23 protein-coding genes and 1 pseudogene are annotated in these 26,244 nt (G+C 60.1%); 13 read left to right on the forward strand and 11 right to left on the reverse strand.

Annotated elements, in window-relative coordinates; genetic code table 11:
* Nucleotides 1-150: 150 nt before the first annotated feature.
* The 4 genes from ACF0H7_RS05115 to ACF0H7_RS05130 all read right to left on the reverse strand — a co-directional run bounded on the left by ACF0H7_RS05115 (nt 151) and on the right by ACF0H7_RS05130 (nt 5,958).
* Nucleotides 151-1,809, reverse strand: coding sequence for an ATP-dependent DNA ligase (locus tag ACF0H7_RS05115; RefSeq protein WP_397451711.1), 1,659 nt, complete (start codon nt 1,807-1,809; stop codon nt 151-153).
* Complete coding sequence (locus ACF0H7_RS05120) at nt 1,806-2,837, reverse strand: ligase-associated DNA damage response exonuclease (protein ID WP_397451712.1); 1,032 nt, start codon at nt 2,835-2,837, stop codon at nt 1,806-1,808. The genes ACF0H7_RS05115 and ACF0H7_RS05120 overlap by 4 nt, the downstream gene beginning before the upstream one ends.
* A 172-nt stretch (nt 2,838-3,009) precedes the next feature.
* Nucleotides 3,010-5,484: a penicillin acylase family protein gene (locus tag ACF0H7_RS05125; protein WP_397451713.1), complete on the reverse strand. Its 2,475-nt coding sequence runs from the start codon at nt 5,482-5,484 to the stop codon at nt 3,010-3,012.
* A gap of 261 nt (nt 5,485-5,745) precedes the next feature.
* Nucleotides 5,746-5,958 (reverse strand): SEC-C metal-binding domain-containing protein, encoded by a 213-nt coding sequence (locus ACF0H7_RS05130; RefSeq protein ID WP_397451714.1) that lies wholly within the window; start codon nt 5,956-5,958, stop codon nt 5,746-5,748.
* A gap of 127 nt (nt 5,959-6,085) precedes the next feature.
* Between ACF0H7_RS05130 and ACF0H7_RS05135 the strand changes: the two genes are divergently transcribed.
* On the forward strand, nt 6,086-6,628 hold the full coding sequence (locus ACF0H7_RS05135) for a hypothetical protein (RefSeq protein WP_397451715.1): 543 nt from the start codon (nt 6,086-6,088) through the stop codon (nt 6,626-6,628).
* 2 nt (nt 6,629-6,630) lie between these two features.
* Here the strand turns inward: ACF0H7_RS05135 and ACF0H7_RS05140 are convergent.
* Nucleotides 6,631-7,105: pseudogene (locus tag ACF0H7_RS05140) on the reverse strand (YchJ family protein).
* A 3-nt stretch (nt 7,106-7,108) separates the two neighbouring features.
* The gene (locus ACF0H7_RS05145; protein WP_397451716.1) at nt 7,109-7,606 is read right to left on the reverse strand and encodes a DUF6231 family protein; all 498 of its coding nucleotides are present in this window, start codon (nt 7,604-7,606) and stop codon (nt 7,109-7,111) included.
* Between the two features lie 167 nt (nt 7,607-7,773).
* Between ACF0H7_RS05145 and ACF0H7_RS05150 the strand changes: the two genes are divergently transcribed.
* From ACF0H7_RS05150 to ACF0H7_RS05165, 4 genes are all read left to right on the forward strand, one after another.
* A complete protein-coding gene (locus ACF0H7_RS05150; protein ID WP_397451717.1) occupies nt 7,774-8,478 on the forward strand; it encodes an OmpA family protein in 705 nt (234 codons plus the stop codon).
* Nucleotides 8,479-8,568: 90 nt separating this feature from the next.
* Nucleotides 8,569-9,297, forward strand: a complete 729-nt coding sequence (locus tag ACF0H7_RS05155; RefSeq protein ID WP_397451718.1) for an OmpA family protein — start codon at nt 8,569-8,571, stop codon at nt 9,295-9,297.
* A gap of 161 nt (nt 9,298-9,458) precedes the next feature.
* On the forward strand, nt 9,459-9,734 hold the full coding sequence (locus ACF0H7_RS05160) for a DUF1145 domain-containing protein (protein ID WP_397451719.1): 276 nt from the start codon (nt 9,459-9,461) through the stop codon (nt 9,732-9,734).
* Nucleotides 9,727-10,485 carry a collagen-like protein gene (locus tag ACF0H7_RS05165; RefSeq protein WP_397451720.1) on the forward strand — a complete coding sequence of 253 codons (759 nt, stop codon included), beginning with the start codon at nt 9,727-9,729 and terminating at the stop codon, nt 10,483-10,485. The genes ACF0H7_RS05160 and ACF0H7_RS05165 overlap by 8 nt, the downstream gene beginning before the upstream one ends.
* 140 nt (nt 10,486-10,625) lie before the next feature.
* Here ACF0H7_RS05165 and ACF0H7_RS05170 read toward each other — a convergent pair whose 3' ends face one another.
* Complete coding sequence (locus ACF0H7_RS05170) at nt 10,626-11,090, reverse strand: CopD family protein (RefSeq protein ID WP_397451721.1); 465 nt, start codon at nt 11,088-11,090, stop codon at nt 10,626-10,628.
* Between the two features lie 98 nt (nt 11,091-11,188).
* Between ACF0H7_RS05170 and dinG the strand changes: the two genes are divergently transcribed.
* The 6 genes from dinG (at nt 11,189) to ACF0H7_RS05200 (ending at nt 19,524) form a co-directional block, all read left to right on the forward strand.
* A complete protein-coding gene (dinG, locus tag ACF0H7_RS05175; protein ID WP_397451722.1) occupies nt 11,189-13,333 on the forward strand; it encodes an ATP-dependent DNA helicase DinG in 2,145 nt (714 codons plus the stop codon).
* Nucleotides 13,334-13,460: 127 nt separating this feature from the next.
* A complete protein-coding gene (locus ACF0H7_RS05180) occupies nt 13,461-15,692 on the forward strand; it encodes a beta-galactosidase (RefSeq protein ID WP_397451723.1) in 2,232 nt (743 codons plus the stop codon).
* Between the two features lie 95 nt (nt 15,693-15,787).
* Nucleotides 15,788-16,933 carry a serine hydrolase domain-containing protein gene (locus tag ACF0H7_RS05185; RefSeq protein WP_397451724.1) on the forward strand — a complete coding sequence of 382 codons (1,146 nt, stop codon included), beginning with the start codon at nt 15,788-15,790 and terminating at the stop codon, nt 16,931-16,933.
* Between the two features lie 115 nt (nt 16,934-17,048).
* Nucleotides 17,049-18,143 (forward strand): OmpA family protein, encoded by a 1,095-nt coding sequence (locus ACF0H7_RS05190; protein WP_397451725.1) that lies wholly within the window; start codon nt 17,049-17,051, stop codon nt 18,141-18,143.
* Between the two features lie 30 nt (nt 18,144-18,173).
* On the forward strand, nt 18,174-18,821 hold the full coding sequence (gene pdxH, locus ACF0H7_RS05195; protein WP_397451726.1) for a pyridoxamine 5'-phosphate oxidase: 648 nt from the start codon (nt 18,174-18,176) through the stop codon (nt 18,819-18,821).
* Between the two features lie 238 nt (nt 18,822-19,059).
* A complete protein-coding gene (locus tag ACF0H7_RS05200; RefSeq protein ID WP_397451727.1) occupies nt 19,060-19,524 on the forward strand; it encodes a glycine zipper 2TM domain-containing protein in 465 nt (154 codons plus the stop codon).
* A 70-nt stretch (nt 19,525-19,594) separates the two neighbouring features.
* Here ACF0H7_RS05200 and nhaA read toward each other — a convergent pair whose 3' ends face one another.
* On the reverse strand, nt 19,595-20,776 hold the full coding sequence (gene nhaA, locus ACF0H7_RS05205; RefSeq protein WP_397451728.1) for a Na+/H+ antiporter NhaA: 1,182 nt from the start codon (nt 20,774-20,776) through the stop codon (nt 19,595-19,597).
* Between the two features lie 221 nt (nt 20,777-20,997).
* Between nhaA and ACF0H7_RS05210 the strand changes: the two genes are divergently transcribed.
* The gene (locus ACF0H7_RS05210; protein WP_397451729.1) at nt 20,998-22,092 is read left to right on the forward strand and encodes a PLP-dependent cysteine synthase family protein; all 1,095 of its coding nucleotides are present in this window, start codon (nt 20,998-21,000) and stop codon (nt 22,090-22,092) included.
* A gap of 101 nt (nt 22,093-22,193) precedes the next feature.
* Here ACF0H7_RS05210 and ACF0H7_RS05215 read toward each other — a convergent pair whose 3' ends face one another.
* From ACF0H7_RS05215 to ACF0H7_RS05225, 3 genes are all read right to left on the reverse strand, one after another.
* Entirely contained in the window at nt 22,194-23,798 is a 1,605-nt protein-coding gene (locus ACF0H7_RS05215; protein ID WP_397451730.1) for an NAD(P)/FAD-dependent oxidoreductase, read from the reverse strand.
* A gap of 97 nt (nt 23,799-23,895) precedes the next feature.
* The gene (locus ACF0H7_RS05220; protein WP_397451731.1) at nt 23,896-24,561 is read right to left on the reverse strand and encodes a COG3650 family protein; all 666 of its coding nucleotides are present in this window, start codon (nt 24,559-24,561) and stop codon (nt 23,896-23,898) included.
* Between the two features lie 64 nt (nt 24,562-24,625).
* Nucleotides 24,626-25,225 (reverse strand): short chain dehydrogenase, encoded by a 600-nt coding sequence (locus tag ACF0H7_RS05225; protein WP_397451732.1) that lies wholly within the window; start codon nt 25,223-25,225, stop codon nt 24,626-24,628.
* 105 nt (nt 25,226-25,330) lie between these two features.
* On the opposite strand from ACF0H7_RS05225, the gene ACF0H7_RS05230 reads away from it, so the two are divergent.
* On the forward strand, nt 25,331-26,239 hold the full coding sequence (locus ACF0H7_RS05230) for a LysR family transcriptional regulator (RefSeq protein WP_397451733.1): 909 nt from the start codon (nt 25,331-25,333) through the stop codon (nt 26,237-26,239).
* The last annotated feature ends 5 nt before the right edge of the window (nt 26,240-26,244 follow it).

Below are 26,244 nucleotides of genomic sequence, written 5' to 3' on the forward strand. Positions count from 1 at the left end.
CGCGCTTCAGAATAGTCGAGACTCAGGATCGTGCGGCATCGCTCCAATGGGGTATTCAGACCCATTTTCAGACCTGTCTGTTACCGCATGTTGTGGCCGTGTCCAAAAAGGTGCGTCGCCAAACAAGCGCACTAAAATAGCGCGTCATGCTCAGCTCAGCAAATCTTGTAACGTGGCCAGGCTGTCGGCCTCGGCGACGGGTTTGTCCTGACGCCAGCGCAGCATGCGTGGAAAGCGCACGGCAATTCCGCTTTTGTGGCGCTTTGACAGGGCGATGCCCTCAAAACCCAGTTCGAACACCAGACTCGGCGTGACGCTGCGCACCGGGCCGAATTTCTCCACGGTGGTCTTGCGTACGATAGCGTCGACCTTGCGCATCTCTGCATCGGTGAGGCCGGAATAGGCTTTGGCGAACGGCACCAGCGAGCGTTCGCTGGCCTCGGGCGGGCCGTCCCACACGGCGAAGGTGTAGTCGCTGTACAGGCTGGCGCGGCGGCCATGTCCGCGCTGGGCGTAAATCAACACGGCGTCGACGCTGAATGGATCGACCTTCCATTTCCACCACACGCCCATGTCCTTGGTACGGCCGACGCCGTACAGCGAGTCGCGAGCCTTGAGCATCATGCCTTCGACGCCAAGGCTGCGCGAGGCTTCGCGCTGCCGAGCCAGGTCCTGCCAATCACGGCCACTGAGGACCGGAGAGGGCAGCAGCACCGGGCTTTGGCAGTGCAGGAGGAGGGCATCGAGTTGGCTGCGTCGTTCATGTTGCGCCCGGCTGCGCCAGTCCTCGCCCTGCCACTCCAGCAGGTCGTAGGCCAACATCACCACCGGCACATCTTCGAGGATTTTCTTGCCCAGGGTTTTACGGCCAATGCGTTGTTGCAGCAGGGCGAAAGGCTGCACCGAAGGTTGGTCTGACGGTTCCGCGGTTTTCCAGACGACGATTTCGCCATCGATGACCGTGCCATCTGCCAGGCATTGGCTGAGGCTGTGCAATTCGGGAAAACGATCGGTGACCAGCTCTTCACCCCGGGACCAGATCCACAAGCGACCCTCGCGCTTGACCAGTTGCGCGCGGATGCCGTCCCATTTCCACTCGACCTGCCAGTGTTCGGGTGGTCCGAGCAGGGTGTCGAACTGATCCACTGGCTGCTGCAAGGCGTGGGCGAGGAAGAACGGATAAGGCTGGCCGCCGCGTTGCGCGTGTTCGTCGTCCGACTCGGCGGCGATCAGTTTCAGGTAATCCTCGGCGCTGGGGCGGTGGGATAAGTCGGTGTAGCCCACCAGACGCTGGGCGATGCGTTTGCTGTCGATATCGGCCAGGGCGGCGAGGGCGCGGGTCACCAGCAACTTGGACACGCCGACGCGAAAGCTGCCGGTGATCAATTTGATGCACACCATCAGGCTGCCGCGATCCAGTTGTGACCACAAGGGCACAAGGCGCTGGCTCAATTCTTCCGGCGGTAGTCCGCGCAGGGGCAGTAGTTTGTGTTCCATCCAGGTGGCGAGACCGGCGTCGGAGCTGTGATCGGCCTCGGGCAGTACCAGTGACAGGGTTTCCGCCAGGTCACCGACAGCCTGGTAACTTTCCTCGAACAACCACTCGGGCAACCCGGACAAGGCCATGGCTTGCTCGCGGAGCAGGCGTGTCGGCACCAGTTGCCGAGGACGTCCGCCCGCCAGAAAGTACACGGCCCAGGCAGCATCGTCAGGTGGCGCGGCAGAAAAGTAAGTGACCAACGCTGCCAGCTTGGCGTTGCTCGAGGTCGTGGCGTCGAGCGTGGCGTAGAGTTCGGCGAAGGCTTTCATGCGGGTACCTCGCCGGGCTCTTGGGCCTCAGCGGCGAGGTCTTCATCGTCCCCGTATTCAGTGCTGAACCCTTGGGCATCCAGGCCTTTTTCCCGCAGATAACGCACCAGGATATTCACCGAACCGTGGGTCACCATCACCCGTTCGGCGCCGGTTTGCTCAATCGCCCAAAGCAATCCCGGCCAGTCAGCATGATCCGAGAGTGCGAAGCCACGGTCCACGCCGCGCCGCCGTCGCGTCCCGCGCAGCATCATCCAGCCGCTGGCAAAGGCGTCGCTAAAGTCGCCGAAACGTCGCATCCAGGTGCTGCCGCCAGCGGAGGGCGGGGCCAGAATCAGCGCCTGACGTAACAAAGGGTCGGTTTTCTTGAAATCCCCGGCGTAGTGGGTTTCCGGCAAGTGCACTCCCGCCTCGCGGTACACCCGATTCAACGGTTCGACCGCGCCGTGAACCAGAATCGGCCCGATGGTGGGGTCAATGCCATGCAGGATGCGTTGGGCTTTGCCGAATGCGTAACAGAACAACACGCTGGCTTTGCCGGCCTCGATGTTCGCGCGCCACCATTGATTAACGTCTGCAAAGATCTCGGCTTGCGCTTGCCAGCGATAGATCGGCAGGCCAAACGTCGACTCGGTAATAAAGGTGTGGCAGGGCACCGGCTCGAATGGGGCGCAGGTGCCGTCGGGTTCGACTTTGTAATCCCCGGACGCGACCCAGACTTGGCCTGCGTATTCCAGACGCACTTGGGCTGATCCCAGCACATGGCCGGCGGGGTGCAGGCTCAGGGTGACGCCGTGGTGGTTGATCCGTTCGCCATAATTGAGCGATTGCAGGGCGATATCCCGGCCCAGACGTGCACGCAGAATACCCTCACCAGGCGCCGCCGCCAGATAGTGCCGATTGCCGATTCGTGCGTGATCGCCATGGCCATGAGTGATGACCGCGCGCTCCACCGGGCGCCACGGGTCGATGTAAAAATCACCCGGCGGGCAGTACAAACCTTCGGGCCGCGCGATAACAAGGTCCATGGGATGACCAGAGGGATGGGCTTGTTAGTTATGAGGCGGTGGGGGCGGGGAAGTTCTGTGGAGTTTTGCTCAAGTCCATGTAGGAGCGGGCTTGCCCGCGATTTCAATCTGCCTGACATATCGCGTCAAGCGGATCGCGGGCAAGCCCGCTCCTACAGGGGTGAGAAATGGCCTACTTGCCCGGTGTCAGTGTCAGCCGATCCTTGCCGTAGGCTTTTTCCAGGTTCTGCGGTTGCATCGGAATCGTCAGGTACTGTGCCTTGAGCACGGCATCGATGCCGTCGGCAAAGTGTGGACTGGCCGGATTACCCGACTCACCGGCGCTGTTCTGGCCCATCAATGGCTCCGGCTGGCCGAAGTCGACGATGATGCGCAGGTCCGGCGTCAGGCTTGTGTCGAAGTTCTGCCCCCAGTTGTAACCCGCCATGTTGAGGGTGCTGTGGTCGCCGCCGGCCGGAATCGGGTTGCGGTTGGTCATCGCACCGTTCTGCGCTGACCAGGTGTAGCGGTGCAGTTTGCCCCATTGCCACGCCTTGCGATCGCTGCCCAACTGGCTGTCGCCGGCGGTAATGGCGGCGGCAAGGCTGCGAGCGAGGATCGTTGGCTTGTCTTCTTTCTGGGGTGTGCGGATATCATCCCAGAACGGGCTGTCCTCGCGCCCGAGCAAGTGGTCAGCCTGCGCCGAGTAGGTAAAGTTGGCGTTCTCCACCAGGGCTTTCCACGCAGGGCTGCTTTCCGGGCCTAGCTCGTCGAGGAAGATCTGCTTGGCGCTTTCTTGCAGGAACAACTCATACACCGCCGCGTCGGCCGAGGTGGCAGACAGTTGGCCGTTGAATGCCATGATCCGGGTCAGTGCCTCGTGCGCCTTGGCGCGATCAGCCTCTGGCAGCGCGTCGATGGCTTTTTTCAACGGTTGTGCCATGCCCGGCGCTTCAAACATTTTTCTCAGTTTGGCGGCGAACGTGGTGGTCTGGTCGTTCTGCATCGCGATGGTGCTGCGGATGTCCTGCTTGCCGCTGTTCGCCAGTTCGGCGATGCGTTCAGCGCGTTCCGGGTAGTTCCAGGAGTTGGACAACTGCATGCCGTAACCTTTTTGCAGGGTGCGCTGGTTGGCGGTGCCGACCCAGCCTTGCTGCGGGTCCTGGTCATACGGGTGCAGCATCGGGTCGGCGTAACCGTCCCAGTCGAAACGGCTGTCCCAGCCCGGCGATGGCAGCAAGCCGAGGCCTTCGCGGCGGTTCGGGAAGCGTCCGGTGACTTGCCAGCCGACGTGTTGGGCATCGGCAAACACCATGTTCAGCGCCATGGCGCGGACTTCACGAACAGCGTCGGAAGCCCTGTCGACGTTCTGCGCGCGGGACAGGTTGAACAGCGCGTCCATGCTCTTGTCTTCTTTGAAGTCCGGGGTTTGCAGGGCCAGACCCAAGCCGTTACCTAGCTGGATTGCTTGTTCCGGGCTGCTGCGCTCACCCATGGCACTGTTCAGCAGCGGGCCGTGGCGGGTCTCGAACACTGCCTCGCGAACCGGGCGCTCGCCTTTGACGAAATAGGTTTCGTTGCGCACGATGGCCGGCTGCCATTTGCCATCGACCATGTAGGAAAGCGTGTTGTTCTCGCGCTTGAGCTTCTCCAGGAACAGGTCCTGATTGTCGCCCATCGCGCTGTTCATGCCCCACGCCAGTTTGCCGTTGAAACCCGACAGGATGATCGGCAGGCCGGCGATGGTCATCCCGGCCGCCTCGAATTTCGGGGCGCGGATTTGCACGAAACTCCAACCCGACGGCAAGGTGGCCGGCAGGTGCATATCGTTGGCCAGCAGACTTTTGCCGCTGCGACTGTGCTGTGGCGTGATCGCCCAGTTGTTCGAGGCCGCGACACCCAGCATGTTCAAGTCGGATAGCTGCAGCGCCGCCTTGTTCAGATCGCCCAGCCCTGGCACTTGCAGGGTCACACCCTTGAGTTTCTCGGCTTCGGCGGTCGGTAGCTCTTCGTCGGGATAGGTCGGGATCAGCCAGGCGAGCTTCTCTGCGCCGACTTTTTGCGCCAGGACCAGCGACGACAGCTCTTGTTGCAGGTTCTGCGACATGCCGAAATTCAGCAGGCTGAAGATCAGCGCCGAATCCTGTGGCGCCCAGTATTCAGGGTGATAGCCCTTCGATGCCAGGTCACTCGGCAGTTTGTCGCGGTAGCGGAACAGGTAGGCGTTGACGCCACGCGCATACACTTCGTAGAAGCGTTTGAGGCGCGGCGAGGCGTTGTTGTACAGCTCGCTGGCGCTTTTCTTCAGGTTTACCGAGCGCATCAGGCGGTCGAGTTCCAGCGCGCTCGGACCTTCCAGTTCGGACAGGCGGCCCTGGGCCAGCAATCGCATGCTGACCATCTGGCTGATGCGGTCGCTGGCGTGCACATAACCCAAGGTGAACAGCGCATCGTGGAAGGTACTGCTTTCGATCAGCGGCATGCCCATGCTGTTGCGGCGTACCGAAACGTTCTGCGCCAACCCTTTGATCGGGAGTACGCCCGTCGTCGGTGGGAGCGTATCGCTGCCGGCACCGTTGAGCTGGCAACCGGCCAGACTCAGGGCACTGGCCACTGCTGCGGCAACGCCGAACCGGGGTAGAAAATGTGAAAGGGCTGGCGAGGCCATCGGAAAGCTCCTGCGGGGTGCGTTTTCAAAGGCGCTACGTTAGAGAGCAGGCACGCGGCACGCAAGCGGCCAACGGGGCTAATGTAAGGATTTTGTCGTTTTGGAGGTCAGATAAGTCGCTCAATGCGCAGACGACTCGATCTTGTAGGCGCTGCCGAAGGTTGCGATTGGCCGCGTGCGGCCGTGTTTTGATAGATAAGAAGGTTGTACCAACCTTATCGCAGCCTGCGGAAGCTCCTACAGAGAAGTGTTGCGATCAAATCAAGCGCCGTGGCACTTCTTGAATTTTTTCTCGCTGCCGCACGGGCAAGGGTCGTTGCGGCCCACGTCCTTCAGCGTATTACGCACCGGTTCCTGGGGCGTGTGGTTGCAGTGCGGGCCGTGTACATGACCGTGATCGTGGTCATGGTGCTGATGGCCGTGGTCATGGTCGTGGTTGCAATCAGGGCCATGAACGTGGTTTTCCTGGTTCATCAAGTTACTCCAGAGTCGATTTGCCGCGAATTATCCCGCCATTGCGTCTGCCGTGCACGCGATGAACGCAGAATTTTCGGCCATACTGCGCCACACGAGCAGTACAGGCTGCGCAGGAGCACGCCCAATGAACCTTTATGAAATCGTATTTACGGGCCAATTGGTCCCCGGCGCGCAGCGCGAACGGGTCGAGGCGAATCTGGGGAAGTTGTTCCAGGCCGATGCGCAGCGCATTGCATTGTTGTTTTCCGGTCGTCGGCTGGTGCTGAAAAACAACCTCGACGAGGCCGCAGCAGAAAAATACCGCGCGACCCTGGAACGGGCTGGTGCGTTGGCTGAGGTGGTAGACATGCACCTCGACATGGAAGAAGTAGAGCTGGCACCGCCGCCGGATGCTCCGGGTTTCTATCGCCCGCCACCGGCCACGCAAACTCGCCGGCTACAGGTCGTCCCGCGCGACGCTTATATGGCCGCGTTCGCCAACGTGGATGCTCCCGACTTCTCGATTGCTGCCGCAGGTGCCCTGATGCTGGAGCCGCAAGCCCCGGCCCAGGCGCCGCGTGTGGATCTGTCGAAGATGAGCCTGGCGCCGGTCGGCAGTGACATGGGCGAGATCGAGCGGCCGAAAACCGGCCCGGTCCCCGACACCTCACATTTGAAGGTGAGCTGAGTTCACTTCACATAGCTGGCGCAGCATTTCTTGAATTTCTGTTCGCTACCGCATGGGCAGGCGTCATTGCGACCGGCTTTGAGCGGGACTGTCGGATCGATGAAATACCAGCGACCCTGATTCTGTACAAAGGCCGAGCGCTCGCGATGGCTGTGTTCGCCATTGCCGTCATGCCAGCGGGCGACGAAGGTGACGAATGAATGCTCGGGTTTACCGCCCAGCACCTCGACATGCTCGACATCCAGTCCCAGCCAGGTGCTTTGCGCACTTCCAGTCGCTGATCGACTGACGATCCAGCTCGGCTTTCTGCGCGGGCAATGTGGTGTCCAGCAGGTAATCCACCAGTCCGAGTACATACGCGCTATAGCGCGAGCGCATCAGGGCTTCGGCGCAAGGCGCGGCCAGGCCTGAGTGATAATGGCCACAGCAGGCATCCAACAGATTTCCGCTGCCGCATGGGCAAATCGAACGACTCATGAGTTACCACCAGTACTTGCCAAAATTCTCCGGATTGGCCCAGAACTTCGCGTTCAGCCAGTCGGGGACTTGTTTGTATTCGCGCAGGTCGTAGGTGTACAGCGTCAGGACCTGCTCGTCTCGGGCGAAGCGTTCACTGGCTTGCAGTGCCAATGAAAAGAAATCGGTGTCCAGCCAGCCACAGGCCTGCAGGTCAGCCAGCACGGCGATGCGGCTGGCGTTGAGATTGCGCACGCCACCCAACAGTTCCAGGCCTGCGCGTTTGGGCAAGTGTTCCAGGCAATCGACGGCCAACGCCAGGTCGAAGCGTTGTGCGGCCAGGTCTGCCGGCAGCGGGCCCGGCGCGGCGTGAGACAGTTCGGTGCCAGGATGCGCCTGCTGAAAGGCTTCGAGCGCGGGAAAGCTGCCGGCGCCAATCAGCAGCAGGCGTTTTGGCGCGTAACGATCGAGCAGGGCGGCCAACGCTTGTTGCGGGGTCCGGGTAGAAAAGCCTTCGGTCATCGAAAATCCTCTATTGAACTGCAAGACTAGCCTGCTCGGACGCAATGGCCTAGCCCCCGCAATCATGGCGTTTGCACCTTTTGTGGTGGCGAATTGGCGTAGTACGAAAGTGAGGTCTTTACTCCCAATGCATCGGTTTGACACCGATCCCATAGGAGATGAACTCAATGAGCATGATTCGGAAGGCGTTACCTCTGATCCTGCTGACCAGTGTGTTGACTGGTTGCGCAGGCTTACAAAAGACCGATTGGCCGATTTGCGCCGCAGTCGGCGGTGTAACAGGCGCCGGGTTAGGCGCCACTGAGAGCGGCGCCTGGGCCGGTTACGGAGCATTACTCGGCGGCGGCATAGCAGCAGCCTATTGCTGGGTTCACGGCGATGGCGATGAAGACGGCGACGGTGTACCGGATAGCCGCGACAAGTGTCCAGGCACACCTCACGGGGTCAAGGTTGATGCAAATGGTTGCCCACCACCACCGCCGCCAGTTGCAGAGCCGACTGTTGTAGAGGCGCCGGTAGTTAAAGAAGAAACCATTGTTATCAACGACGTGTACTTCAAGTTTGATTCGGCGCAACTGACCGCTGCCGATAAACAAAAACTCGACATGATCAGTACCCGCCTGAAAAAAGAAGCACCGAGTGCGCAACTTCGTGTCAGCGGTCATACCGACAGTGTCGGCAGTGATAAGTACAACAAAACGCTCTCGCAAAAACGCGCGACATCGGTCACCAACTATTTGGTTAGCACCGGTGTTCCACGTGGCAGTTTCATCTCGGTAGTCGGGGAAGGTGAATCTCGTCCGGTAGCGGATAACAAAACGGCAGAAGGGCGTGCGCTCAACCGTCGTGTGGAGATCAAAATCAACCGCTAAAGCCCGCCAGGCCGTTGCTTGTGCAGAACTGTTTGTGCGTCTTTACTCCTGAGGTACCGGTATTGGCCGGTAACTCAGGAGCATTCACTTATGAGCGTACTTGCAAGGGCAGTACTTCCTCTTATTGTGGTCAGCAGTGTTCTTTCCGGTTGTGCGACTACCAGCGATGGCAGTGCTCCGCTCAATCAAAAGAATTGGCCGATTTGTAGCTTGATCGGGGGTTTGGTTGGGGGAGGTCTGGGTGCAATCGAGAGTGGTGCATGGGCCGGCGGCGGTGCCGCATTAGGACTGATGGCCGGTGGCTTGATCTGCTATGCCCAGGATGGCGACGAAGATGGCGATGGTGTATTTGATCGCCGGGATACCTGTCCGGATACGCCTAAAAACACGCCGGTCGACAATAACGGTTGCCCGATTGCGCAATACCCCGTCGCGGTCAAACCACCAGAACCCACCATCACGTCTGCCGAGGAAGTCATCACCCTCAACGATCAGGGGGCGGTGCTGTTTGCCTTCAACAAGTCCGACCTGACACCAGAAGCCCGCAACCAGTTAGTGGCGCTGATGGATCGTCTGAAGAATGCCAGTATCGTCAGTATCAAGGTCATCGGTCATACCGACAGCCGAGGAACGGATGCTTACAACCAGAAGCTCTCGGAACGCAGGGCTGCCAGCGTCGCCACCTTCCTCATCAGTCAAGGCTTGCCGGCCGGCAAAGTCAGTACTCAAGGGATGGGTGAAACCCAGCCGGTGGCGGATAACAACACCGATGAGGGCCGCGCGAAGAACCGTCGCGTCGAACTGCACCTCAACCATTAATGGCCGTTTGTGGCATCGGGCCGACCCTGCGCGTCGGCCCAGCCTTTTAACCCGCCGGACAGCACCTCTAATCGGACCACTCGAACATTTTTCACTGTGCACTGGAAAGTTCCGCGCAGAAGCCGTTACTGTGCGGCAAAGAATAATGACCAGAGGCATGTATGAAGGTTTTTTGGGGGCTGGGGAAACTGTTGACGCTGGGGTTCTGGCTGGTGGTCGTGGCCAATATGGTCAGCGCACTGCCGAATCCTTTTGATTTACTGGTCAGTCTGGCCGGCAGCCTGGTGCTGTTGACTCATTTGCTTGAAATGGTTTTGTTCAATGGCAGCGTGCGCGGGCGTCCGCGTCCGTGGCTTGATCGTGGGCTGATTCTGGTATTTGGAATTTTCCACCTGCAATCTATCTCCGGTCCGTCAGCGGGTGTTGCTCATGCGTAATCTGTTTCTATTGGCTGCATTGTGCAGCCCTGTGGCCATGGCTCAAGTGGTCACCGTCGAACCCCATTCGCTGATGCGTTTGCCGGGTAATACCAGTGTCGTGCAGCTGGATCGTCTGGAGGTCGCCGACTACGGCACTTTGCTGATCCCGGCGGGACTGGCGGAAATGAAAGTTGGCGAATTGGTGTTGGGCCACGAGGCGCGGATCGCAATCGTGCCTGGCGAGCAGACGTTCAACCTGGTGATTAAACGTGGTCAGTTGGCAGCGGGCAGCCAGATCACCGCACGTGGCGCGCCGGGCACTTACGAAAAGCCTGCTTTACCGGGGCGTAACCTGTCCCTGCGCGTGGAAGCACTGACGGCTGCAGAGTTGTCGATCGATGCACGAGGTGGTTCGGGCGCGCCAGGTTTTGTCGGTCTCGATGGCGGCAACGGTGAAGACCCGGGTTGCACCTGGGGCTCGGCCGGCAAGGGTTTCGACGGCGATAACGGTGGCAACGGTCGTGATGGCGCGGCGGGTGCGTTGGTGCGTCTTGCCTTGCCCCAGAGCTTTCCGGGCGAGCGGGTAAAGGTGCAGGTCAACGGTGGAGCTGGCGGCGTGCCGGGTGCAGGCGGCAAGGCGGGCAAGGGCGGTGCGTCCAAGGGCTGCCTGGTTTATCGCGCTGATGGCGGCAAGTCCGGCAAGCCAGGGCAAGCGGGCCAGGTTGGCGCATCCGGTAGCAATGGATCGTTGACGGTGCAGCGGTTGTAATCGCAACGGGTCATCACTTTTAAACTTTGTAGGAGATGCCGAAGGCTGCGATAAGGTCCGAAGGGCCTTCCAGACGTCACTGACGTTGCGACTGTTTCACAGCCGATCGCGGCTTTCGACAGCTCCTACAGAGTCAATCGTTAAAACCCCGGTCTGGAAGCCGCGACGGCCACCAGCGCCAACCCAACCAGCAAATTGATCCCCACCAAGCGGCGAATCCGGCCCAACGCGGCCGCTCCTTCCTGCCATTGTTCATGCTCCACCGCGCGGCGCAGCTCTGGCAGTTGCAAGCCCTGGATGCGGATGAACAATGCCACCATCACCACATAAAGCCCCATCATCACCTGCACATAGCGCGGTGCGGTCTCGAAACTGACGAAATGCAAGTTGATAATGCCGACACCGGTAATCGGCAACACCACGACCGCCGCCCAGACCCATTTAAAGAATCGTGGAAACACCTGGACCCACAATTTCAGGCGCATTGGCCCTTCCAGCGCGACACCCACGGCCGGGCGCAATACCATCCAGGCGAAGAACATGCCACCAACCCAGACCAGGGCGGCCAGCACATGCAAGGTGTAGACAAGGGCAAAAGCTGTCATTCGGTACTCCGTTCTGCGCAATGGGGTTTAGCGGGGTATGATAGCGACCTCTCAGAAACACTGAAAATTTATCCAGCATTCGTAGCGCCCTGAAACCCATGATCAGTAACGAACTCAAATCCCAGATTCAGGGCGCCTATACGCGTTTCCTCGAAGCCAAGAGCCTCAAGCCACGCTATGGCCAGCGTTTGATGATCGCTGAAATCGCCAAGGTGCTGGGCGATATCGACACCGATGAAGAAGGTCGGCGTTCGGGTGATCCGGCGGTGGTCGCGGTCGAGGCGGGCACCGGTACCGGTAAAACCGTGGCCTACGCGCTGGCGGCTATCCCGACGGCCAAGGCGGCGGGCAAGCGACTGGTGATTGCCACCGCGACCGTTGCCCTGCAAGAACAGATCGTGTTCAAGGACCTGCCGGACCTGATGCGCAACAGCGGCCTGAACTTCACTTTCGCCCTGGCCAAGGGGCGCGGTCGTTACATGTGCCTGTCCAAACTCGACATGCTGCTGCAGGAAGGCAACGCGCAAACCGCTACCGCCCAGCTTTTCGAAGAAGAAGGCTTCAAGATCGAGGTCGATGAAGCCAGCCAGAAGCTGTTCACCGCCATGATCGAAAAGCTCGCCGGCAACAAATGGGACGGCGATCGCGACAGCTGGCCGACCGCTCTTGAAGATCAGGACTGGGCGCGCGTCACCACCGATCACAGCCAATGCACCAATCGTCATTGCCCGAACTTCCAGCAGTGCGCTTTTTATAAAGCCCGCGAAGGCATGGGCAAAGTCGATGTCATCGTCACCAACCACGACATGGTGCTGGCTGACCTGGCGCTGGGTGGCGGGGCGGTGTTGCCCGATCCACGAGAAACCCTCTACGTGTTCGACGAAGGTCATCACCTGCCGGACAAGGCCATCGGCCACTTCGCCCACTACACCCGTCTGCGCTCGACCTCGGACTGGTTGGAGCAAACCGCGAAGAACCTCACCAAACTGCTGGCCCAGCACCCGTTGCCGGGCGATCTGGGCAAGTTGATCGAGCAAGTGCCGGAGCTGGCGCGGGAGATCAAGACCCAGCAGCAATTCATGTTCGCCGCCTGCGAACAACTGGCTGATTTCAAGGCCGGCGAAGACATGGAAGGCCGCGAGCGCCCACGTCACCGCTTTGTCGGCGGTGTGGTGCCTGAGCACATGCGTGAAATGGGTGCGGAGCTGAAGAAGGGCTTTGCCCGGCTGGATGACCTGTTCACCCGTCTGACCGAACTGCTCAAGGACGGCATGGATGGCGAGACCAATATTGGTATCGCCAGCCATCAGGCCGAAGAGTGGTACCCGCTGTTTGGCAGCTTGCTGGCTCGTGCTCACGGTAACTGGGAGCTGTGGACGGCCTTCACGGTCGAAGATCCGGAAGACAGCCCGCCGATGGCGCGTTGGCTGACCCTGGCCGACAGTGGCTCGTTGTTCGATATCGAAGTCAACGCCAGTCCGATTCTGGCGGCGGAGATGCTGCGGCGTAACCTGTGGAACGTGGCCTACGGCGCGCTGGTGACCTCGGCCACCTTGACCGCGTTGGGCAAGTTCGACCGTTTCCGCATGCGTTCGGGGCTGCCGAAAGGCGCGGTCACGGCGGTGGTGCCGAGCCCATTCCACCACGCCGATGCCGGTGTATTGCGCGTGCCCGACCTCAAGGCCGACCCGCGCGACGCCGCTGCCCACACGGCGGCGATCATTCGTGAGCTGCCGAACATTGTCGAAGGCTCGCGCGGCACGCTGGTGTTGTTCTCTTCGCGCAAACAGATGCAGGAAGTGTTCGACGGCCTGGAGCGCGACTGGCGCAAACAGGTGTTCATTCAGGGCAACCTGTCCAAACAGGAAACCCTGAACAAGCACAAGGCGCGGGTCGACAGCGGGGAGTCCAGCGTGCTGTTCGGGCTGGCCAGCTTTGCCGAAGGCGTCGACTTGCCGGGTGCTTATTGTGAGCACGTGGTCATCGCCAAGATCCCGTTCGCGGTGCCGGATGATCCGGTGGAAGCAGCCCTGGCGGAATGGATCGAAGCCCGCGGCGGCAACCCGTTCATGGAAATCGCGGTGCCGGACGCCTCGCTGCGCCTGATCCAGGCATGCGGTCGCTTGCTGCGCACCGAGGAGGATCGCGGCACCATCACGCTGCTCGACCGCCGCGTGGTCACCCAGCGCTACGGCAAGGCTATTCTCAATGCACTGCCGCCGTTCCGCCGCGAGATTTCCTGACCATTTCGCGGCTCGCAGTTAAACCTGTAGGAGCGGGCTTGCCCGCGATAGCGGTGTGTCATGTGAACCGCATCGCAGCCTGCGGCCGCTCCTACAGCGATTCGATCTTCAGGGAGGTCTTGATCAAATGATTCGCCGTTCGCTGTCCACGGTTTTCATGTTTCTGCTGTCTGGCCCGTTACTGGCCGCCGAGGGACAACAAACCTTGTTCAACTTCGTTCGCCCGGCCGACGTGGTCCAGGTGACGACCCAAGACACCAGCCTGCCGCAAGCCAATGCCGAGCAAACGCCGGAAGGCGATGTGTTGCGCCGTGTGGTGTTCAGCCCCGTCGCGCGTCCGAGCTTGCGTCTCACCCCGCAAAGCGGAACCTGGGACTGGTCCGACGACAGCGCCATGACCCTGCGCCTGCAAAGTGCGATGGACTGGGCGCTGACCCTCGATGTGCAGGTTCAGAGTGCCGACGGCAAAGTCCTCAACAGCCGTGTCGACCTGCCCGCCGGCCCGGCGCAAACCCTGTTCATCCCGTTGCAGGCCCGTTCGCCGCTGACTCAGGGCATGTTCGCCGGCCCGCCTATGCCGTGGGTCTATGAGGGGCAGCGGGTCATATTGGCCAGCTCATCTGGCGAACTGGATCGCAGCAAAGTGGCGTCGGTGACGCTGTCGATGACCCAGCCAAACGTTGCGCAAAGCATCTTGCTCGAGCGCTTCGGCGTGCAGGCGGGCGACGCATTGCAAACAGCCGTTTACGCCAATCTCGTCGATGCCTACGGCCAATCCACTCGCGGCAAGTGGCCGGAAAAGATCCTTACCGATGAGCAATTGAAAACGTCGGCGAGCAAAGAGCAGCTACAACTCAAAAACTGGTTGGCGGATCTACCCAAGCGCGATCAATTCGGCGGGTGGCTCGACGGCCCGCGCTTTGAGGCCATGGGGTTTTTCCGCACCGAGAAACGTGACGGTCGCTGGTATCTGGTGACGCCGGAAGGGCACCCGTTCTATTCCCTGGGCGTGAACACGGTGACGGCGGGGGATAGCCGGACCTACGTGGAAGGGCGTGAATCGATGTTTGCCGCGCTGCCGGACAGTGACGATCCGCTGTCAGCCTTCTTCGGTCATGACGACAATCGTAATAACGCCGGGGCCGATGGGGTGCGTGGTTTCAATCAAGGGCGCTGGTTCGATTTCTATGCCGCCAACCTGCAACGTACCTATGACCACTCCGCCGGCCACTCCGCCAGGCTCGATGGCAAACGCTGGACTCAACACACCCTCAATCGCCTGCAAGCCTGGGGTTTCAACACCATCGGCAATTGGAGCGATCCGGCGCTGGTCAGTAACGATCGCATGCCGTACACCTTGCCGCTGTCGATCATTGGCGACTACAACAGCATCAGCACGGGTGCCGATCGCTGGGGTGGCATGCCGGATCCGTTCGACCCGAAATTCGCCATGGCCACCGAGCGCGCCGTGGCGATTGCCGCCCGCGACCATCGCGATGATCCATGGCTGGTGGGGTATTTCGCTGATAACGAATTGGCCTGGGCCGGTCCGGGAAATGACCTCAAGTCACGCTATGCGCTGGCCTACGGCACGCTGAAACAGACCACCGATGCGCCGGCCAAACGGGTGTTCCTCAAGCAGTTGCGCGATAAATACCGCAACCAGCAAGGGTTGTCGCACGCCTGGGGCATCGACTTGCCCGCCTGGGAGTTGCTGGAAGACCCGGGCTTTGAACCACCGATGCCGAACGCGGAACACCCGGAAATCGAAGCTGATTTCAAACACTTCCAGCGGGTGTTCGCCGATACCTACTTCAAGACGATCTCCGACTCTTTGAAATGGCATGCGCCGAACCATCTGCTACTGGGCGGGCGTTTCTCGGTCAGCACACCAGAGGCCGTCGAGTCCTGTGCCCAGTACTGCGATGTGCTGAGCTTCAACTTCTACACGCCCACGCCGCAGGATGGTTATGACTTCGCCAAACTACGTGAGTTGGACAAGCCGGTACTGGTAGGAGAATTCCACTTCGGCTCCCGTGATCGCGGTCCGTTCTGGGGCGGGGTGATGGAAGTGCCCAAAGAAGAGGACCGTGGTCCGGCTTACGCCAACTTTCTCAAGCAGGCATTGGCCGAACCGTCCATCGTCGGCGTGCACTGGTTCGAGTACCTCGATCAGCCGGTGACGGGCCGCTTGCTGGATGGCGAGAACGGTCACATCGGGCTGGTGGGCATTACCGACGTACCGTTTCAGGGCTTCGTCGAGGCGGTGCGCAAGAGTAATTTGCAGACCATCGAGGCCCTGAGTAAGCAGGCGCGAAGCAATCCGGCGGCAGACAAAGGTGCGCGCAGTACTCGTTAATCTTCACCGTCGGGCCTGACTCTGTTCCCAAAGCGCTCAATCGCTGGAACAATGCACGCCAACGTTCAGATCAAGCCGCCCAAGGGAGCACGCGCGTGCAGATTCAGGGTCATTTCGAGCTTAAGTTTGAAGCAGTGCGGGAAGCCTTTGCAGCACTCTTCGATGATCCTCACGAACGCGGCGCCGCGTTGTGCATCCAGATCGGCGGGGAAACCGTGGTCGACCTGTGGGGCGGTACGGCGGACAAGGATGGGGCTGAGGTTTGGCACAGCGACACCATCGCCAATGTGTTCTCCTGCACCAAGACCTTCACTGCGGTGACGGCGCTGCAGCTGGTTGACGAAGGCAAGCTGAGCCTGGACGAACCGGTGGCCAGGCTCTGGCCGGAATTCGCCGAGGCCGGCAAAGGCAAAATCACCGTACGTCAGTTGCTCTGCCATCAGGCGGGGCTACCGGCGCTGCGTCACCTGTTGCCTGCCGAAGCACTGTACAACTGGCAGGCCATGACCGACGCCCTGGCGGCAGAGGAGCCCTGGTGGACGCCAGGTCAGGGCCACGGTTATGCCGCGATCACTTACGGCTGGCTGGTGGGCGAACTCATCCGGCGTGCCGACGGACGTGGGCCGGGCGAATCAATCGCGGCACGGGTGTCGCGTCCGCTGGGGCTCGACTTCCATGTTGGTCTGGCCGATGAAGAGTTTCACCGTGTTGCACATATCGCGCGCGGCAAAGGCAATGTCGGTGATGAAGCTGCGCAACGCCTGCTGCAAGCCACTATGCGTGAACCGACTTCCATGACCGCGCGAGCGTTTACCAATCCGCCGTCGATGATGACCAGTACCAACAAGCCCGAGTGGCGACGGATGCAACAACCGGCGGCCAATGGCCACGGCAATGCCCGTAGTCTCGCGGGTTTCTACAGCGGCCTGTTGGACGGTCGTTTACTGGAAGCCGAGTTACTGGGCGAACTGACCCGGGAACACAGTCTCGGAATGGATAAAACCTTGTTGACCCAGACCCGTTTCGGACTGGGTTGCATGCTTGACCAGCCGCAGGTGCCTAACGCTACCTACGGTCTGGGACCTAAAGCCTTTGGCCACCCCGGTGCGGGTGGTTCGATTGGTTTTGCCGACCCCGAGCGTGAGGTGGCGTTTGGCTTTGTCACCAATACGCTTGGGCCGTATGTTTTGATGGACCCTCGTGCTCAGAAGTTGGCGCAAGTATTGGCCGAGGTGCTGTAGCCAATGGTCCTCTAGTTCCGTACTTGGGGAACTGAGTGACGGTTTTGGTTTCAAAGCGTCTGTTTAAACGTGCTTATTAAAGCGCTATTTCTGCTTATTTATGTGTGGATTAACAATGTCATCTAACAAAAGCTTTGCGTTCGCCCTGTGCCTGGTTGTTACCGGTTGCGCTCAAACCCCTCATGACGGCTCTGCCCAAGGGAGTTCTAGCTGGTGGCCCTTTGGCGCCGACAAGGTCGCAGAAAAAGCTCCCGATCAGGCTGCAGCCGCCAAGACTGACGTGAAAGCCGCTGCGCCTGCGGTTAAAGCGGATGTCGTTGCCGCGAAGACTGACGTCAAGGCTGACGCCAAATCCACGGCCACCGCCGCTGCCACACCGGCTGCTCCGGCCCCCGCCGCCAACGATTCGGAAACCCACTGGTGGTGGCCGTTCCCGAGCAGCGCCGCCAGCAAAGAGCAAAAGGACGCTGCCAAGCCGTTGCTCGCCGTGCGCGCCGAACCGGTGCCAATGCCTGATCCAAAAGTCACCCAAGCCTGGCTGGACGACTATGAACCACGCCTGCGCGTCGCGATCAAGGACAGCCCGTTCGAACTCGAGCGTCGTGACAACGTATTGGTGATCACCGCGCCAATTGACAGTTCCTTCAACCCGAATCGCCCGACCATGCTGATGCCTGTCACCCTGGCACCGATTACCCGTTTGGCGAAAATTGTTGAAGCCGATCCAAAAACCGCGGTGCTGATCCTGGGCCACGCCGACTCTGGGGGTGTTACAGAAGAGATCGTGAAATTGAGCCAGGACCGTGCCGGTTCCGTGGCAGCAATTTTCCGTTTGAGCGGTCTGGAGCGTAACCGTCTGGGCATGCGTGGCCTGGGTTCGGTCATGCCGCGTGCAGCGAACGACAGCCCGGCCGGTCGCAAGCTGAACCGTCGTATTGAAATCCTGATGACGCCGCAAGTGACCATGGTCGCCCTGCTGAGCAAGTACAACATGCCTGCGCCTGCGGCGATGCCTGCTCCGACTCCGCTGATGGCCGTCACGCCTGCACCTGTAGCCAAGCCTGCTGCGACTACGAAGAAGACCGCTGCGAAAAAAGCCCCGGCGAAAAAGCCTGCCGCGAAAAAAGCCCCGGTGAAAAAAGCGACGCCTGCGAAAAAAACCGATCCAGCTGCACCGGCAGTGCCGGCGGATCAAGCCAAAGTCAACTGATACAGGCACTAAAAGCGAAGGATGCACGTCATGACCCAAGCGTTGGCCGATATGCGCCGTGATTACGCCCGAGACGGTTTGACTGAGGCGCAAGCCCCGGTGGAGCCTTTTGCCTTGTTCCGTCGCTGGTTCGACGAAGCGGTGATAACCGAGCAGGCACCGATCGAAGCCAACGCCATGACCCTGGCGACCGTCGATGCAGACGGCCGCCCGCATTGCCGCATTTTGCTGCTCAAGGGCCTGGATGAGTTGGGCTTCACGTTCTTCACCAACTACGAGAGTGCCAAGGGGCAGCAGATCGCCGCGCAGCCCTTCGCGGCCATGACCTTTTTCTGGCCGACCCTCGAACGCCAGGTGCGCATCGAAGGGCGGGTGGTCAAAGTCAGCGCCGAGGAATCGGACGCCTACTATCAGGTTCGCCCCTTGGGCAGTCGTCTGGGGGCCTGGGCGTCGCCACAAAGCGAGGTCATCGCCGATCGCACCGAACTGGAAAACCTGCTCAAGAGCACCGAGCAGCGCTTCAGCGACAGCCAACCCCATTGCCCGGAGCATTGGGGCGGTTATCGGCTGTTGCCTGAGCGAGTCGAGTTCTGGCAGGGCCGTCCGAGCCGCTTGCATGATCGCTTGAACTATCGTTTGCAGGGTCAGCAATGGTCCCGTGAACGATTGGCTCCCTGATCTTATAACTACTCGCGGAAATACAAACCTGCGAGGGTGGTTATAGCAATGATGAAATAGTTCGTAACACCTTCTTCAGTAGAAATGCTTTGAATTAATTTCTGGCACAAAAGTCTGTTAAGTAAGCAGAGGCAGCGACTGTATGAGGGCTGAATAGAGTTAAATTTGTCAGTCCGGCCCGTGACAGCCTTCATGTCCCGGAGTTTAATGGCTATCTGTATTTTTTGGAGATGATCTCATGCGTAAGTCTGTTCTGTTGGTTGCTTCGCTCACTGCCATTGCATTGACACTGGGCGGCTGTGCCTCAAGCCTGACCGGCGACTCGTATTCCCGTGATGAGGCTCGGCAAGTGCAGACCGTACGCTTGGGTACTATCGAATCGCTGCGCCCGGTTAAAATCGAAGGCACCAAGACCCCCATCGGCGCAGGTGCCGGTGCTGTGGTGGGTGGCGTAGCCGGTAGCGCAGTGGGTGGCGGTAAAGGCAGTATCATCACTGCGGTGATCGGTGCGGTTGCCGGCGGTCTGCTGGGTTCGGCCGCTGAAGAAGGAATGATGCGTACCCAGGGCGTGGAAATCACGGTCCATGAAGACGATGGCACCATGCGCGCCTACGTTCAGGCCGTTGCTGAAAACGAGGTTTTCCGTGTCGGTGAACGTGTCCGCATCATGACCGTTAACGGCACCAGCCGCGTGGCTCACTAAGCCTCACAGCGTCTGAAACAATAAAAAACCCGATCACTGATCGGGTTTTTTTATGCCTGCGGTTTAGCAATCAGGCGGGTTTGTTTTTGCCGCTGGCTATGGCCGTCACGGCGTAGCCGATCAGTGCCGCGATAATGGAGCCGGTGAGGATGCCCATGCGGTCTTCCCCGGCAAACTCGCTCACACCCGGAACGAAGGCCAGCGATCCAACAAACAGGCTCATGGTGAAGCCGATCCCGCACAGAATCGAAACCCCCAGCACCTGCCACCAATTCGCGCCGGTCGGCAGGGCGGCCATGCTGGTTTTCACCGCTAGCCAAGTCAGGCCAAACACACCAATGGTCTTACCCACCAGCAAGCCGGCGGCAATCCCCATCGGTACGTGATGGGTGAAGCTTTCCGGGGTCAGCCCGGTCAGCGGCACGCCGGCATTGGCGAAGGCAAACAGCGGCAAAATACCGAAGGCGACCCACGGATGTAACCCGTGCTCCAGCGTGAGCAGCGGCGATGCTTCGGCATTTTTGGTGCGCAACGGAATGCAGAACGCCAGGACCACGCCGGCCAGTGTGGCGTGAACGCCGCTTTTCAGTACGCACACCCACAGGATCAGTCCGATGACCAAATACGGGCCGAGCTTGACCACGCCCAGACGGTTCATCGCGATCAAGGTAATGATGCACAGCGCCGCCATCAGCAGCGACACCCCAGACAAGTCGGTGGAGTAGAAAATGGCGATAACAATGATTGCCCCGAGGTCGTCGATAATCGCCAGGGTCATCAGGAACAGTTTCAACGATACCGGCACGCGCTTGCCCAACAAGGCCAGCACGCCGAGGGCGAACGCGATGTCGGTGGCCATGGGAATCGCCCAGCCATCGAGGGCACCCGGGTAGTCCTTGTTGAAAAACCAGTAAATCAGTGCGGGGACCACCATGCCGCCAATCGCCGCGGCGCCCGGCAAGACGATTTGCGAGGGTTTGGACAAATGGCCTTCAAGGACTTCGCGTTTGACTTCCAGGCCGATCAGCAGGAAGAACAGCGCCATCAGGCCGTCGTTGATCCAGAGCAACAAAGGTTTGGCGATTTTCAAGGCGCCGACCTGAGCCACCACGGGCACGTCGAGCAAGCCGTTGTAGAGCCATGCCAGGGGCGAGTTATTGATGACCAGGGCCAACGCCGCCGCAGCGATCAGGATCAGACCGCTGGCGGCTTCCATCTGCAGGAAACGGGTTAAGGTGCTACGAAAGGGCAAAGTCGATCTCCATGATTTTGCTCGAAAGGAATGACACCCTAACCTGTGCCGATAGTTGTTAAAACAAAAGTTATATTCTTTTTTGTTATATGTGATGTAGCGAATTAGAAAGTTCGAAAAACCAAGCAGTTATGTAACTAATTGCTTCATCACTGTGCCTGTTCCGGGGCTGGAATCTTACCTACTATGAAGGTCAATTCCGCTCCAATGAGAACCCTACAATGAGTGATAACCACCAGTGGTCCCGTGAAGCCATCCGGATTATTGAAGCGGATTTCCAGCGCAGCGCCGATACCCATTTGATCCCGCTGGAGTTGCCGGGCTTGCCGGGTGTCGAATTGTATTTCAAGGACGAGTCTAGCCACCCGACCGGCAGTCTCAAGCACCGTCTGGCACGTTCGCTGTTTCTGTATGCGTTGTGCAATGGCTGGCTCAAGCCGGGCGCGCCGGTGATTGAGGCTTCCAGTGGTTCGACGGCGATCTCCGAGGCCTATTTTGCGCGGATGCTGGGCCTGCCGTTCATTGCGGTGATGCCGGCCACGACCTCTCAAGAGAAGATCGCGCAGATCGAGTTTTACGGCGGCAGGAGCCATCTGGTGCAGGACCCGACGCAGATCTACGCCGAGTCGGAACGCTTGGCGCGGGAGAGCGGCGGGCATTTCATGGATCAATTCACCTATGCCGAGCGCGCGACCGACTGGCGCGCCAACAACAACATCGCCGAGTCGATCTTCCATCAACTGCGCTTCGAGCGCCACCCGGAGCCGAGTTGGCTGGTGTCCAGCCCTGGTACCGGCGGCACCACCGCGACCCTCGGCCGCTACGTGCGCTATCGCCAGCACAATACCCGGGTGTTGTGCGCCGACGCCGAACGCTCGGTGTTTTTTGATTTCTACCAGAGTGGCGATGCCAGCTTGCGCCTGGACCACGGTTCGCGCATTGAAGGCATTGGCCGGCCACGGGTTGAAGCGTCGTTCATGCCGAAGGTGATCGATGCGATGGTCAAAGTGCCGGATGCGTTGTCGCTGGCCGCCATGCACTACCTGGCGAAGCGTTTGGGCCGACATGTCGGTGGCTCGAGCGGGACTAACCTGATCGGTGCGTTGGTGGCGGCGGCAGAGATGGTCGCAGCGGGTGAGACCGGGTCAATCGTGGCGATTCTGTGCGACAGCGGCGAGCGCTATGCGACGTCCTACTATGACCAGGATTGGCTGAAGGCTCAGGGGTATGAATTGTCGGGCTTGATCGACAGCGTTGCCGCCTGCGTCGAGCAGGGCCAGGCGCTGCCGGAAGGCGTGCTGCGCGCCGGGATCTGACGCAAAACCAGACGACACGCAACACCCCTGTAGGAGCGAACTTGTTCGCGAGGCGATGTACCTGATACACCGCATCCAGCCTCTCGCCAACAAGTTGGCTGCTACATACCCAGCATCTCCCGCACCAGCGCCTCGGCCACGCGAATCCCGTCCACGCCCGCGGACAGGATACCGCCGGCATAGCCCGCGCCTTCACCGGCCGGGAACAGGCCTTTGACGTTCAGGCTTTGCAGACTGGCATCACGGGTGATACGCAGTGGCGATGAGGTGCGCGTCTCGATCCCGGTGAGGATCGCATCGTGCTGGGCGAAGCCTTTGATCTGCTTGTCGAACGCCGGCAGTGCTTCACGAATCGCTTCGATGGCGTAGGCGGGCAGGGCGTCGGCCAGGTCCACCAGTTTCACGCCAGGCTTGTAGGACGGTTCGACACTGCCCAGCTCCGCAGACGCTTTGCCAGCGATGAAATCACCGACCAACTGCGCCGGCGCTTCGTAGGTGCTGCCACCCATGATGTAAGCGTGGGACTCCAGTCGTTCTTGCAACTCGATCCCGGCTAGCGGGCCACCCGGATAGTCTTCCGGTGTAATACCGACCACGATCCCCGAGTTGGCATTGCGTTCGTTGCGCGAATACTGGCTCATGCCATTGGTGACGACGCGGTTCGGCTCCGAAGTCGCTGCCACCACCGTACCGCCCGGGCACATGCAGAAGCTGTAGACGGAACGACCGTTCTTGGCGTGGTGCACCAGCTTGTAGTCTGCCGCGCCCAGTTTCGGGTGCCCGGCGTATTTGCCCAGGCGTGCGCGGTCGATCAGCGACTGCGGGTGTTCGATGCGAAAACCCACGGAGAACGGCTTGGCTTCCATGTACACGCCACGACCGTGGAGCATGCGGAAGGTATCGCGGGCGCTGTGGCCGAGGGCGATGATCACGTGCCGCGAAGCAATCTGTTCGCCGCCGTCGAGCACTACGCCTTGCAGTTGGCCGTCCTCGATAAGCACATCGGTGACCCGCTGCTGGAAGCGTACTTCACCGCCCAGAGCTTCGATCTGCTGACGCATGTTTTCGACCACGCCGGTCAGGCGGAAGGTGCCGATGTGCGGTTTGCTGACGTAGAGAATTTCTTCCGGTGCGCCGGCTTTGACGAACTCGTGCAACACCTTGCGCCCGTGGAACGCCGGGTCTTTGATCTGGCTGTACAGCTTGCCGTCGGAAAAAGTCCCGGCACCACCTTCACCGAACTGCACGTTGGACTCAGGGTTGAGCACGTTCTTGCGCCACAGGCCCCAGGTGTCCTTGGTGCGCTGACGGACTTCCGGGCCGCGCTCGAGAATGATCGGCTTGAAGCCCATCTGCGCCAACAGCAGGCCGGCGAAAATGCCGCAGGGACCGAAACCGACCACGATCGGGCGTTCGCTCAAGCCTTCAGGCGCGTGCCCGACGACTTTGTAGCTGACATCGGGTGCCGGGCCGAGGTGACGGTCTTCCGGGAATTTGCGCAGCAGCGCGGCTTCATCACGCACCTCGAAATCGATGGTGTAGATGAAGCACAGCTCTGTGGATTTTTTCCGCGCGTCATAGCTGCGCTTGAACAGGGTGAAGGCGAGCAGTTCATCGCTGTCGATCCCCAGGCGACGCAGCAGTGCAGGCCGCAGGTCTTCTTCCGGGTGATCGATGGGCAGCTTGAGTTCGGTGATTCGTAACATGAAGGGGTCCTTTATCCGGGCCAGCTTTGAGCGAACCGACAATTATAGGCCGCTTCGCGTCGTTGCTGTGAGGCTAATCGGTGCCCGGCTGGCGGAATCAGTCGTTACGTGCGCCGCCGTAGTAAGCACAGCCGCGCTGAACCTGGCCATTGACTCGCAACTCGGCAGTCAAATGCTGCACGGAACCGTCCACCGGATCGACGCAACGTTGCGGCGCGACCCACAACTCGATGCGCTGACCGTTGGCCTCGGTGCTCAGGTCGAGGCGGCCGTCAGGCAGTTGTTCTTCGACGTAAGGAAAAGCAACCGAGTCTTTGCCTTCGCGGCTGAGCACCATGCCCTTTTCGTTGACATTGGCCGCCCACGCCGGGGCAGTGCCGCTGGCATGCACGAGCAGTTTTTTGAAGTTGGCGTCGTTACAGGCGGTGGCCGAGCGTTCGACACGATACAGCTGTTGCATATTCACCTGGCCATCCATCCCGGAGCCGGCAACGAAGCCGCCACGCAGATCCGCGAACAGGGCACCCTTGCGCGCAGCCAACGCCCCGGCTTCTTGCAAGACGCCGGTGTTGCCGTTGTCGATGATCGAGAAGCGGCGCTGTGAATTACACGGCTGGAACCACAGTTGACCACCCTCGGCGGTCAGTTGGCCCTGCATTCGGGTCAAGCCTTGATTGGGGTTCTCAGGCTTGGCACTGAACATCTGGCAGCCGGCGAAAATCGGCAGCAAGGCAAACATCAAAAGCGAACGGGCAGCAAACATGGACGGTCGGTCTCCAGACAAGTGCCGACACGTTACTCAGGCCGCTGCCCGATCACAAGAGGCCTCAGCCTACGATGTACGTTTGACCGGTCTGCAAACCTTCGACGCTCTTCGCGTAAGCCAGTGCGACGTCGGCGCCAGACACCGGTTTGAACCCACGGAAGTAGGGCGCATAAACGTCCATTGCTTCTTCCAGCACGGTCGGGCTCACCGAGTTCACGCGCAGACCGCGTGGCAGCTCGATTGCCGCTGCGCGTACGAAGGCGTCGATAGCACCGTTGACCAAGGCGGCCGAGGCGCCGGACAGAATCGGGTCGCGGTTGAGAATGCCGCTGGTGAAGGTGAACGATGCGCCGTCATTGGCGTATTCACGGCCGATCAGCAGCAGATTGACCTGGCCCATCAGTTTGTTTTGCAGACCCAGAGCAAAGCTTTCCTCAGTCATTTGCTCCAGCGCAGCGAAGGTAACACTGCCCGCAGCGCAGACCAGTGCATCGAACTTACCTGTCCGTTCGAATAGTTTCCGGATCGAAGCGCTGTCACTAATATCGACCTGGAATTCGCCGCTGGTTCGACCGATGGCTACCACCTCATGACGCTGCGCCAGTTCTTTGGCAACAGCGGAGCCTACGGTGCCATTAGCGCCAATCAATAGAATTTTCATTGAGCTGTCCTTGAGCGGGTTGAAAGAACACTCAGTGTAGTGTGGCGCTTTGCGGTCGATAAGAGTGCTAATGGGCAACCTTTGGTTTTCAAAAGGAAACAATGCATGAGTGAAATGGATGATCTGGTCGCCTTTGCGATCTTGATCGAAGCGGGCAGCTTCACCCAGGCGGCGCAACGTTTGGGCTGCAGTAAAGGCCAGTTGTCCAAGCGCATCAAACTTCTGGAAACCCGTTTTTCTGTGGTCCTTTTGCACCGTACGACCCGTCGCTTGAGCCTGACGGCCGCTGGTGCGGCGCTGCTACCCCATGCCCGCGCCTTGATCACCCAGACAGAACGCGCCAAGCAGGCCCTGGCGCGGTTGCATAACGAAATCTCCGGCTCGGTGCGCATGACCGTGCCGGTGTCCTTGGGCGAGACTTTTTTTGACGGTCTGCTGATGGAGTTTTCCAAAGAGTATCCGCTGGTGCAGATCGAGCTGGAACTGAGCAACGGTTACCACGACCTGCACCGCGACGGCTTCGACCTGGCCATCCGTACTCGAATCGGCAGTGACGAGCGTCTGGTGGCCAAGCCGCTGCTGGCCATGCAAGAGCTGACCTGCGCCAGCCCGGCTTATCTCGAGCGCTACGGCGAACCGAGCCATCCAATGGCGCTGAGCGAGCACCGCTGCCTGCTCAACAGTCACCACAGTGGTCGCGAAGAGTGGCTCTACCATCAGGAGCATCAACTGTCGCGGGTGCGCGTGGCGGGACCCTTTGCCAGCAACCACTACAGCCTGCTGAAGAAGGCCGCGCTGGTGGGCGCCGGCATCGCCCGTTTGCCTTCCTATATGGTGCACAACGAGATCAACGACGGGCGCTTGCGCTGGTTGCTGCGTGATTACCAGACCCGCAGCCTGCCGCTGTTCCTGGTGCATCCCTATGAAGGCGGATTGCCGAAGCGTACTCAGGTGCTGGCGGACTACTTGCTCGGCTGGTTCTCCCGCAGCAGCGAGGCCCTCGAGCGCTTATAGGAAAA

Source organism: Pseudomonas sp. NA-150 (genome assembly GCF_044336365.1).
Classification (GTDB): Bacteria; Pseudomonadota; Gammaproteobacteria; order Pseudomonadales; family Pseudomonadaceae; genus Aquipseudomonas.